This is a genomic window from Neptunomonas phycophila (assembly GCF_001922575.1).
GTDB classification, from domain to species: domain Bacteria; phylum Pseudomonadota; class Gammaproteobacteria; order Pseudomonadales; family Balneatricaceae; genus Neptunomonas; species Neptunomonas phycophila.
This window is the reverse complement of sequence record NZ_MRCI01000001.1, coordinates 418475-430207: the sequence shown is the minus strand read 5'-3', so window position 1 is coordinate 430207 and position 11733 is coordinate 418475. Positions and strand designations below refer to the sequence as shown.

The 11733-nt window shown below is 45.5% G+C and carries 9 protein-coding genes and 5 tRNA genes; 1 reads left to right on the top strand and 13 read right to left on the bottom strand.

Features of this window, described 5'->3' with window-relative positions:
• Positions 1-43: 43 nt before the first annotated feature.
• Positions 44-967, top strand: coding sequence for a histone deacetylase family protein (locus BS617_RS01975; protein ID WP_075171233.1), 924 nt, complete (start codon positions 44-46; stop codon positions 965-967).
• Positions 968-1063: 96 nt separating this feature from the next.
• On the opposite strand, the gene BS617_RS01970 is transcribed toward BS617_RS01975, so the two are convergent.
• The 13 genes from BS617_RS01970 to BS617_RS01910 form a co-directional block, all read right to left on the bottom strand.
• Positions 1064-2365 carry a sodium ion-translocating decarboxylase subunit beta gene (locus BS617_RS01970; RefSeq protein WP_075171232.1) on the bottom strand — a complete coding sequence of 434 codons (1302 nt, stop codon included), beginning with the start codon at positions 2363-2365 and terminating at the stop codon, positions 1064-1066.
• A 12-nt stretch (positions 2366-2377) separates the two neighbouring features.
• The gene (gene oadA, locus BS617_RS01965; RefSeq protein ID WP_075171231.1) at positions 2378-4162 is read right to left on the bottom strand and encodes a sodium-extruding oxaloacetate decarboxylase subunit alpha; all 1785 of its coding nucleotides are present in this window, start codon (positions 4160-4162) and stop codon (positions 2378-2380) included.
• Between the two features lie 72 nt (positions 4163-4234).
• Complete coding sequence (locus tag BS617_RS01960) at positions 4235-4480, bottom strand: OadG family protein (RefSeq protein ID WP_075171230.1); 246 nt, start codon at positions 4478-4480, stop codon at positions 4235-4237.
• A 254-nt stretch (positions 4481-4734) separates the two neighbouring features.
• Entirely contained in the window at positions 4735-6192 is a 1458-nt protein-coding gene (thiI, locus tag BS617_RS01955) for a tRNA uracil 4-sulfurtransferase ThiI (RefSeq protein WP_075171229.1), read from the bottom strand.
• Positions 6193-6267: 75 nt separating this feature from the next.
• Positions 6268-6344: transfer RNA gene (locus tag BS617_RS01950), tRNA-Arg, on the bottom strand.
• Between the two features lie 36 nt (positions 6345-6380).
• Positions 6381-6457: transfer RNA gene (locus BS617_RS01945), tRNA-Arg, on the bottom strand.
• 41 nt (positions 6458-6498) lie between these two features.
• Positions 6499-6575 (bottom strand) — tRNA-Arg (locus BS617_RS01940).
• A gap of 23 nt (positions 6576-6598) precedes the next feature.
• A tRNA-Arg gene (locus BS617_RS01935) sits at positions 6599-6675 on the bottom strand.
• Between the two features lie 3 nt (positions 6676-6678).
• A tRNA-Ser gene (locus tag BS617_RS01930) sits at positions 6679-6768 on the bottom strand.
• A gap of 61 nt (positions 6769-6829) precedes the next feature.
• A complete protein-coding gene (csrA, locus tag BS617_RS01925) occupies positions 6830-7018 on the bottom strand; it encodes a carbon storage regulator CsrA (RefSeq protein WP_075171228.1) in 189 nt (62 codons plus the stop codon).
• Between the two features lie 114 nt (positions 7019-7132).
• Complete coding sequence (locus tag BS617_RS01920) at positions 7133-8368, bottom strand: aspartate kinase (protein WP_075171227.1); 1236 nt, start codon at positions 8366-8368, stop codon at positions 7133-7135.
• Positions 8369-8409: 41 nt separating this feature from the next.
• Positions 8410-11001: an alanine--tRNA ligase gene (gene alaS / locus BS617_RS01915; protein ID WP_075173398.1), complete on the bottom strand. Its 2592-nt coding sequence runs from the start codon at positions 10999-11001 to the stop codon at positions 8410-8412.
• 215 nt (positions 11002-11216) lie between these two features.
• Positions 11217-11729, bottom strand: coding sequence for a regulatory protein RecX (locus BS617_RS01910; RefSeq protein ID WP_075171226.1), 513 nt, complete (start codon positions 11727-11729; stop codon positions 11217-11219).
• Between the last annotated feature and the right edge of the window lie 4 nt (positions 11730-11733).

The following is an 11733-nucleotide window of genomic DNA, read 5'->3' as shown; positions in this document are numbered from 1 at the left end:
ACACTGACTTAAAACACCCTATCGACAATAAAAAAAGATAATCATGACTACTACTTTAATCAGCCACGATGATTGCGGGCTACACAATATGGGGCCAGAGCACCCCGAAAGCCCTATTCGTTTAATGGCCATACATAAAGTCTTAGAAAAAACGGGGCTGATTTCACACCTTGACCGGATGCAGTCTGTTCACGTGACCTCCGACCAAATCGCCTTAGCGCATGCCTGTCTGCACGAAAAGCGATTGTTAATGAAGCAACCCAAAGAAGGCGTCATCTACGCCGATGAAGATACTGCACTTTGCCCACAATCATTGCATGCGGCCAGCTTAGCAGCCGGCTCAGCTATATTAGCTACGAATAGGGTACTAGCAGGCAAAAGCACCAACGCCTTTTGCGCAGTGCGACCTCCTGGGCATCATGCAGAACACAACACTCCTATGGGTTTTTGTTTTTATAACAATGTGGCTATAGGGGCTATGCAAGCGCTACAAAATGACAATATTCATCGTGTCGCCATTCTGGACTTCGATGTCCACCACTGTAATGGCACCGTAGACATCTTTAAAGACAAGCCAGAGGTACTGGTATGCTCAACATTCCAGCATCCGTTTTACCCCGAACGCTACGCAGACATACAACGAGAAAACATACTCAACTGCCCAATGCCTGCGCACAGTGACAGCTTGTTTTTTAGAAATTTAGTCGAAAAGAACTGGCTCCCTGCACTACAAGCACACAAGCCCGATATGATTTTTATCTCTGCCGGTTTTGATGCCCACCATGAAGATCCGATGGCTGATATCAACCTCGATGAAGAAGATTATCGCTGGGTAACCAAACTCATTTTAGATGTAGCACGTACTTATTCGCAAGGAAGGGTAGTTTCTGTACTGGAAGGTGGCTATAACCCAGTGGCTCTAGCCTTTAGCGTAGAAGCACATCTAGAAACGCTACTCGGCTATTAACTCTAGCTTCCTTATCACCAACACCATCGTTAGTGATCGTAAGAGACAAAAAAGGCTGCAATAAATGCAGCCTTTTTTACGTCCAAGACACGAGCTTTAGCTAACGAACTTAATCATTACACCTGCTGCTACGGCTGAACCAATAACACCTGCTACGTTAGGCCCCATCGCATGCATCAACAAGAAGTTCTGAGAGTTAGCCTCTAAGCCTAATTTGTTGGATACACGAGCCGCCATCGGAACAGCAGAGACACCAGCCGATCCGATCAGTGGGTTAATAGCATTACCACCTGCCATCTTATTCATGATTTTAGCCATGATAACACCGCATGCAGTACCAATACCGAAAGCGACAATACCTAACACCAAAATACCCAGCGTTTGAAGGTCTAAGAATTTATCAGCAGATAACTTAGAACCTACAGACAGACCAAGGAATATTGTTACGATATTGATCAATGCGTTTTGAGCTGTATCACTTAAACGATCAACAACACCACACTCTCGCATTAGGTTACCAAAACAGAACATACCCAGTAGCGGTGCTGCATCAGGAAGCAATAAAGCAACCAGAACAAGCAAACAGATAGGGAAAAGGATTTTCTCTGTTTTAGAAATATGGCGTAACTGAACCATCTTAATTTGACGCTCAGATTCTGTAGTCAACGCACGCATGATTGGTGGTTGAATCAAAGGAACCAATGCCATATAAGAGTAAGCAGCAACCGCTATAGCGCCTAACAACTGAGGCGATAACAAGCTAGCCACATAAATAGCCGTAGGGCCATCTGCGCCACCAATTATGCCGATAGCGGCAGCGTCTTGGATGCTAAAGTCCATTATTCCCAGCTGCGTCAAGCCAACAGCACCTAGTACTGTCGCAAAGATACCGAACTGAGCGGCGGCGCCTAAGAATAGAGTTTTAGGGTTGGCTAATAACGGCCCAAAGTCCGTCATAGCACCAACACCCATGAAAATCACCAAAGGTGCAACACCCGAAGCAATAGCAACACTATAGAAGTTATACAACATACCATTGTTATAACCACTATCATTAGCTAGTAAGGAGGCAGCTGCATGAGTACTTGGGTTAGATACATGATAAGCATGCAATACATCATGCGGATCAGTACTCGTTATACCAAATATATTTGCAAACTGGGCCATCAGCTCAGGCGAGGCAAAATGAATAGCATTCTCCACAGCCGAGAAGGCCAGACCAGCCTCTGGTATGTTTGCCAATATGCCACCAAACCCAATTGGGACGAGTAGCAAAGGCTCAAAGTTTTTACGAATCGCTAAAAATAGTAATAACAAACCAATTACTATCATAACGAACTGGCCAAAGGAGATATTGTATATCCCCGATGCTTGCCAGAGTTCTAACACTTTATCCATTCAGGTGATCCCTCACGCTAGCGTCAGTAGCGAATCGCCAACTTGAACCGCATCACCTTCTTTAACGTCGATGGCTACAACGGTACCCGCACGAGCAGCGCGTACTTCTGTTTCCATCTTCATCGCTTCTAGAATGACTAACACATCACCCTCTTGGATTGCTTGCCCAGCCGACACTTGGACTTTCCAAATATTACCCGCTAAAGGCGCTGGCACTTCTTCACCCGCGCCTGCAGCTACTGGCGCTGCCGCAGCCGCCGCGGCTGGTGCAGGTGCAATTGAAGAGACATCTCCACCTTCAGCTACTTGAACAACGTAGTTCTGACCATTCACTGTGATTGTATAAACTTGAGGTCCAGTATTTTTAGGGGCAGCCATAGCTTGTGCATCCTCTAAGGTCGGCGCGGGTTCAAACGCATCCGGATTATTTCGGTTTTCTAAGAATTTAAGGCCGACTTGCGGGAAGAGAGCGTACGTCAGCACATCATCAATCACCTTGTCGCCGTCAGCCAGAGTGATACCTTTATCAGCAGCAAGCTGTTTAAGCTCCGCTGTTAAACGCTCCACTTCAGGCTCCAGCATATCCGCAGGGCGACAAGTAATAGCTTCAGCGCCATCCAAAACACGCGCCTGCAAATCGCTATTAAAAGGAGCTGGCGCGGCGCCATATTCACCTTTAAGGATCCCTTGCACCTCTTTAGAGATTGTTTTGTAACGCTCGCCCATCAAAATATTGATAACAGCTTGAGTCCCTACAATTTGCGATGTAGGTGTTACCAGCGGGATATGGCCCAAGTCTTTACGGACACGTGGAATTTCCGCTAAGACTTCATCAAACTTATCTGAAGCACCCTGCTCTCTGAGCTGGTTCTCCATGTTCGTCAACATACCGCCAGGTACTTGAGCAATCAAAATACGTGAGTCAGTACCACGCAATGAACCTTCAAATTTGGCGTATTTCTTACGAACTTCTCGGAAGTAAGCAGCGATTTCTTCCAAAGCCTCTAGGTCAAGGCCGGTGTCACGATCAGTCCCCTGTAGGGCGGCAACTACGGATTCTGTTGCTGTATGACCGTACGTCATAGACATAGAAGAGATAGCAGTATCGACTCGATCAATACCCGCCTCCACAGCTTTCAGAATCGACATATCTGATAAGCCAGAGGTAGCATGTGCGTGTAATTGAACTTCTAAGTCTGTTTGCGCTTTAAGGCGAGAGACGAGATCAAATGCATCATAAGGTGTCAGAATACCCGACATATCCTTGATAGCAATGGAGTCAGCACCCATATCTTCTAAGGTTTTAGCATACTCAACCCAAGTCTCAGTGGTATGCACTGGGCTAGTTGTGTATGAAATAGTCCCTTGCGCATGCTTACCAGATTCTTTAACAGCTTTGATTGCTGTTTCCAGATTGCGCGGGTCATTCATAGCATCAAAGATACGGAAAACATCAACACCGTTTTTTGCTGCTCGTTCAACAAACTTGAAAACTACGTCATCAGCATAATGGCGATAACCTAGTAAGTTTTGTCCACGTAACAACATTTGTTGTTGAGTGTTTGGCATAACTGCCTTCAATTCACGGATACGATCCCAAGGATCTTCTCCAATGAAGCGTATACAGCTATCAAATGTGGCTCCGCCCCAGCTTTCTAGGGACCAGAAACCTACTTTATCCAGTTTTTCGGCGATGGGAAGCATATCGTCAATACGCATACGCGTAGCGAACAGCGACTGATGCGCATCGCGAAGAACAACGTCAGTTATACCTAGCGGTTTCTTTGCATCGGACATGTGTAAAAGGCCTTCTGTCGAAAATAGTGCATTTATATTGTTGTTATATAGTTCGTTTCTTATGAACGATAGTTATGATCTGTACTTATGAACGGCAGCGGTAATCACCGCAACCAGTTCATCATTCCCACCCTGCGCTACGGCCTTACCTGCACTGTTAGGTAGCGGCTTTGCTGCTTTTGGTTTAGGCGCTGGCTCGTACTTCATGACTAATTTAGACATGAAACCAGTAACGAAAACTAAAAGCGTCAGGAATAGGAAGACAAAGCCCATACCGAAAACCATCAATCCGAGGCCTTCTGATAACAGATTATTCATCTGTGGCTGCTCCTAAATTGTTTTATTGTGTGCGCGCAACATATCCAACAGAGGCCAAAGCACTCGTTTTGAGAGTTTTTGAAACGTATCAGACATGAATCGCTCCACGCATTAAACCCGAAAAGCATGCATGTAGCAACTGAGGAAGGGGGGTGTAGGTCAACTTTTAGTCAGCTTTCTAACGTGCTAAAAAAAGCAAGACCTACAACAAAATCAATAAGATAGGATGAAATACTACTTTAGTAAAAGCCTTTTTAGACCTTAGGACGATATACTTTAACGTTCCCCAAACCCTTTTCCTGTAAGTTTTGGGCATGCAGATGACTCATAACACCTTTATCACAATACAGTAGGTATTCTTTTTCAGGTACCCACGAATCTGAAGCCGTTTCTAACTCATAGAAAGGGACTGAAATGACATCACATCCAGGCATATTAAGTGGAGTTTTTTCTTGCTCATGCGGCGCTCTAACATCAACAACTATTTGATTTTCCGATACTTTAGTCAGTGCCTCAATATCGCTTTGAATATCAAGATTCTTAATAATTTCATCGATGGCTACTACATGACAACGCTCAACAGCATCGGCCAATACAGCTTCATCTAATAAAGCCTCTTCTTTCACGACTCGATCCAGCTTTGCTTTCGTGGTTGGCCTATCAGAAATAACACCGCAGTACTCAGGAATCATTTTGACAATATCAAAACAACCTAGCTCTTTAGTCTTATTAACGATCTCTTGTTTATCCATAGTGATCAACGGCCGCACAATCAGCTTAGTGGTTGATTGGTCGATAACGGTCAAGTTAGGGATTGTTTGGCTAGAGACTTGAGCAATACTCTCACCAGTAACCAGCGCATCAATGCCCATAAAGTCAGCTACTTGCTCCGCTGCGCGCATCATCTGGCGCTTAAGAACCACTCCCATATGTGAATGGTTAACATTTTGGAGAATTTCTCCTACCACTTCATCAAAAGGAACTGAAATAAACTTAACCCGCGCACTAGCGCCATATTGCTCCCACAAGTGCAACGCTACTTGCTTCACACCTATTTCGTGAGCTTTACCGCCCAAGTTGAAAAACAAAAAATGTGTTTTAGAGCCTCGACGCATAGTCATGTAAGACGCTACCACTGAATCAAAGCCGCCTGATATCAAAGAGAGCACGGCTTCTTGGGAGCCTAATGGGTAGCCCCCCAGTCCTTGGTGCTGCTGATCAATAATAAACATTTGATCTTTAACAATTTCTAAATCTACATAAAGCTCGGGCTTTCTAACATCAACGCCAGCCGATTCAGAATGTTGTAATAAACCACCACCGATATAACGCTCAAGCTCAACCGAGGTAAAGTCGTGGGAGCCAGAACGTTTTACACGCACTTTAAATGTCAGGTCTTTCAAACGATCACGATAAAGCGCTAACGTTTTTTCAAAAGCATCATGAAAATCAACAAAAGGATATTCAGTAACCTCTAAAAAATGCGCTATTCCCGGCACACGCTTCATGGTTGCAACAACATCATCACGATACTCTGAATGCTCTTCAGGTAGCACCACTTCTAATTTATCCCAAAAGGCACTCACAGTTGCACTTGGACAGGCTCGTTTAACAACCACCTGCAAATTACTCTGCAGACGCTGAATAAAGCGACGGCGAACTGGACGGCTTTTAATAGTAATTTCAGGAAATAGCTTAATGATGAATTTCATAATCAATACACGAGTAGTTGTCAGGATGTTTATTAATTAGAGTCTAGCAATTGAAGAGCAAACTGATTATTTATATGGTGCGCCCGGCACGATTCGAACGTGCGACCGCCTGGTTCGTAGCCAGGTACTCTATCCAGCTGAGCTACGGGCGCATAAACATATAAATGTGTGAAGAGTAGATTATTAGATGGTGCGCCCGGCACGATTCGAACGTGCGACCGCCTGGTTCGTAGCCAGGTACTCTATCCAGCTGAGCTACGGGCGCTTATCTAATGACTTACTTTACAGGGATGATTATTTTAAGAGTGGTGCGCCCGGCACGATTCGAACGTGCGACCGCCTGGTTCGTAGCCAGGTACTCTATCCAGCTGAGCTACGGGCGCTTACTCTTAAAACAATGCGTTGATGGTGCGCCCGGCACGATTCGAACGTGCGACCGCCTGGTTCGTAGCCAGGTACTCTATCCAGCTGAGCTACGGGCGCAAATGGCGGTGAGAGAGGGATTCGAACCCTCGATAGAGTTTCCCCTATACGCCCTTAGCAGGGGCGCGCCTTCAGCCACTCGGCCATCTCACCAATCAACGGCGCGTACTATACAAAACTGATTTTCAAAAGAAAAGGAAAACTTTCAAAAATTTCAGTTTTGTTCGTCAGAGTCTCCTTTCTCACGCTGAATACGCTCATAAATCTCTTCACGATGTACAGAAACGTCTTTTGGTGCATTAACACCAATACGCACTTGATTACCCTTAACACCGAGTACGGTTACCGTGACATCGTCACCTACCATTAGCGTCTCGCCCACACGACGCGTCAAAATCAACATAGTTGGATCTCCTGTTCTTCCTGAATACATAAAACACTATCAGCTGAGAGCGGCCTGTAAGCCCCTCTCAGCGCTTTAAATTGGCCGCTATCATAGACCAATTATTAAGCGTCGTCATTCACTGACAGTGTCTACCTTGCCCAAATCAAACGCTGAATGTAATGAACGGACAGCTAACTCCAAATATTTTTCGGCAATCACAACAGAAACCTTAATTTCGGATGTTGAAATCATCTGAATATTTATGTTCTCAAGCGCTAAGGCGTCAAACATTTTGCTTGCAACACCGGCATGAGAGCGCATTCCTACACCAACAATCGATACTTTAGCGATCTTATTGTTACCCACCACTTCACGTGCACCTAAGTCTTTAGCGATACCGCGAAGAATGGTCTCAGCTTTAGTATAGTCGTTTCTGTGAACTGTAAAGGTAAAATCTGTTGTTTGATCAGCCGCGATGTTTTGCACGATCATATCAACTTCAATATTAGCGTCACTAATTGGCCCTAGGATGCGAGAAGCAACGCCAGGAATATCAGGCACGCCCTGAACAGTCAGCTTGGCTTCATCACGGTTAAAAGCAATACCTGAAATAACTGGCTTTTCCACTGTTTCTTCTTCCTCTGTCGTAATCAACGTGCCTGGGCCGTCTTTAAAGCTCGATAGGACACGCAATGGAACCTTGTATTTGCCGGCAAATTCAACTGATCGAATTTGCAATACTTTTGAACCTAAACTCGCCATTTCCAGCATTTCTTCAAAAGTAATTTTTTCTAAACGCTGGGCATCTTCAACAACTCTTGGGTCTGTTGTATATACGCCATCAACGTCCGTATAGATCTGACACTCATCCGCTTTCAGTGCAGCAGCCAGCGCTACACCAGTAGTATCGGAGCCTCCCCTGCCCAAAGTAGTGATATTTCCTTCAGCATCGACACCTTGGAAACCTGCCACTACCACAACACGACCAGCCTCTAGATCACCGCGCATACGCTCGACATCAATGTCTTGAATACGCGCTTTCATATGAGCGCTATCTGTTAAAATGCGCACCTGGCTACCTGTATAGGATCGCGCTTGAATACCACGTTTCTGTAATGCCATGCACAACAGCGCAATAGTCACCTGCTCACCAGTCGATACTAATACGTCCATTTCTCGCGGGGACGGATCATCTTGGATTGCATTAGCCAAACCAATTAAACGGTTAGTTTCACCGCTCATTGCAGACACAGCAACCACCAAGTCGTGCCCTTCTTCTTTAAAACGTTGCAGTTTGTCTGCAACTGCCTCAATACGCTCAACCGTGCCTACTGAGGTTCCACCGTATTTTTGTACGTAGAGTGCCATTGTAATACTTGTCTCCAGCGGCCTGCACAGCCGCTCCGCGCTTATACGTTTGCTACCGTCGCTTTCACAGATGCCAGAGCTTCTGGCAATGCGGCCACATCAGTACCTCCACCCTGAGCGAAATCAGGACGTCCACCACCTTTACCGCCCAATTTAGCGGTAAGTTCTTTTACGAGATCCCCTGCTTTAATACGCGAAATGAGATCTTTAGTTACGCCAGCTGCCACACTAATTTTGCCATTTTCTTCAGCAGCTAAAACAACAACGGCGGAACCTAGCTTGTTTTTCAACTGATCAATAGTGTCTCGTAGTGCCTTTGCTTCAACACCTTCAAGTTTTGCAACCAAAACTTTGATACCATTAATCGTTTCAGCATTAGCTGCCATATCGCCGCTTTTCGCCGCTGTTAGCTTCGCTTTAAGCTGATCGAGTTCTTTTTCTAACTGGCGATTACGCTCAGACAAACCTTTCACTTTATCAACGACGGAATCACGTGAGCCTTTCAAAACCCCGGCAATATCAGATAAGGCCTGCTCACCTTGATTTAAATAAGCCAGCGCACCTTCACCGGTTACCGCTTCAATACGGCGAACTCCAGAGGCAATACCGCTTTCTGATACTATTTTCAGCAAACCAATATCGCCTGTACGTTGTGCATGCGTACCTCCGCACAACTCAACAGAGAATCCGTCACCCATCGTGAGAACGCGCACTTCATCGTCATATTTCTCGCCGAACAACGCCATTGCGCCTTTACCTTTGGCCTCATCAATCGCCATCAGTTCGGTCGTCACCGGAGAGTTTTGGCGAATATATTGATTTACCATCTGCTCAACCGCTGCCAGCTCTTGGGCTGATACAGCTTCGAAGTGTGCAAAGTCAAAACGCAATCGCTCAGCGTTAACGAGCGAGCCTTTTTGCTGTACATGATCGCCCAATACGTCACGTAAAGCAGCGTGCAACAAGTGCGTTGCTGAGTGATTTAACGCTGTCGCTTTACGATTAGCCATATCAACAGTCGTTGATACCGTTGCACCAACGCGTAACACGCCCTCTGTTAATTGACCTATGTGTAAATGGTTCTTTTGCTCTTTTGTGCAATCAGTGACGGTAAATTGTCCACTGTCCCATGACAAGGTTCCATGATCACCCGCCTGACCACCGGATTCGGCGTAAAACGGTGTATTATCCAACACAACAACCCCAGACTCACCGGCCGTTAGTTCAGAGACAGACTCTCCACCTTTAAACAAAGCGACCACGCTAGATGAGCCTTCCAAGTCTTCATACCCGGTAAAACCTGTTTCGCCTTCAATATCTAACTTTTCGTTATAGTCGACATTAAACGCGCCTGATGCACGAGCTCGCTGGCGCTGTTGCTCCATTGCCGCATCAAAGCCTTCCATATCGAGTGTTAGATCTTGTTCACGTGCCACGTCAGCCGTTAAATCTACAGGGAAGCCATAGGTATCGTACAAGCGGAAAACAGTTTCGCCAGATAGAACCGTCCCTTCCATCGATGCGATAGCATCCGTTAATAAACGCATGCCGTTATCAAGCGTCTTAGCAAACTGCTCTTCTTCTTTAGCTATTACACGCTCAACCAGAGCCTGTTGCTCGGTAAGTTCTGGGTAGGCTTCACCCATTTCATTAACGAGTGCCGCGGTCAGTGTATGAAAGAAAGCCCCTTGAGCACCGAGCTTATTACCGTGCCGGATAGCGCGTCGCATAATGCGGCGCAACACATATCCACGCCCTTCATTAGACGGTGTTACACCATCAACAATTAAGAACGCTGTTGAACGGATATGGTCAGCAATAACACGCAATGATTTACTATCCATATCCTGAGTACCCACAGCTTTAGCCGTGGCTTCAAGTAAGCGCTGGAATAAATCAATCTCGTAGTTGCTATGCACGTTTTGCATAACGGCTGCTATACGCTCAAGTCCCATACCGGTGTCAACGGACTGACGTGGTAGTGGCGTCATTTCACCATCAGCGGCACGGTTGTATTGCATAAATACAACGTTCCAAATTTCGATATAGCGATCGCCGTCTTCTTCCGGACTTCCCGGTGGGCCGCCCCATACTGACTCGCCGTGATCATAAAAAATTTCAGTGCAAGGACCACAAGGGCCGGTATCACCCATAGACCAGAAATTGTCATCCCCTAACTTTGAGAAACGTTCAGGATCAACTCCTACCTCTTCTTTCCAGATTTTTTCTGCTTCATCGTCACTATGATGAACAGTGACCCACAGTTTCTCTTTAGGAATCCCCAGCGTTTCTGTTAGGAATGTCCATGCAAAGCGTATTGCTTCTGGCTTGAAGTAGTCACCAAAGCTAAAGTTACCTAGCATTTCAAAGAAAGTATGATGGCGTGCAGTGTAACCGACGTTTTCTAAATCGTTATGCTTACCGCCTGCTCGCACACAACGTTGTGAGCTGGTTGCGCGGTTATAAGGGCGCTTATCGTCCCCCAAAAAAACGTCTTTAAACTGAACCATACCCGCATTAGTAAATAACAACGTCGGGTCATTGGCAGGAATAAGAGAGCTTGAAGGAACTACCTCATGCCCTTGCTGATTGAAATAATCCAGGAAAGCCTGGCGAATCTCGGCACTTGTCATGTATTTCATATAGATGGATCGTTCCGCTGGCTGGTTTTACAGTGAGCTGATATCAAAAAAAGAAAAGCCCATGCGCGTATGAAACGCAAAATGGCGTAAAGTATATATCGCGGTTAATAATTGTTCGAATTTTTTTGCAAGTTAACCGATACAGCTTGCTAATTTCATATCTGCACAGTAAGGAAGGGCATTAGAAAAACATCAGAGCAAACTACTTATAAAGCAGAGTTATTTTCATTAGCTTCGTGGATGGCGTACTTGGCCTCATCAAATGAAAAGCCCCGCTGAACTAAAAAGCGCATTCGTTTATCGGCACTTTTTCTATCCTGCCGATCGAGCGGCTCTTTAAATTTTTTTTGATATGCCGTAACTGCTAACTCAAACCAATCGATAGCCTCTTCCTGAATTGCAGCTTGAATCAACATATCTGATATTCCTTTACGTCGAGCATCTTGCAATACTCGCATCTTTCCGTAGCCTTGACTTGCTCTATTTCTTACCAAGGCCCCAGCAAAGCGTTCATCACTTTGATAACCAGCCTCAATAAAAGCATCTAGCACCTTGTATAACAGCGCTCCATCACAGCGCGGCGAGAGCTTCTCAGTCAACTCTTTAACACTGTAGTCTCGACGGGACAACAAATTCAGCAATGCATTACGCACATCCGATTCATTCTCTAGAGGTTTAGGCTGATAAGGCTTTTTATCTACTTTTTTATTAAATGTCATGAAG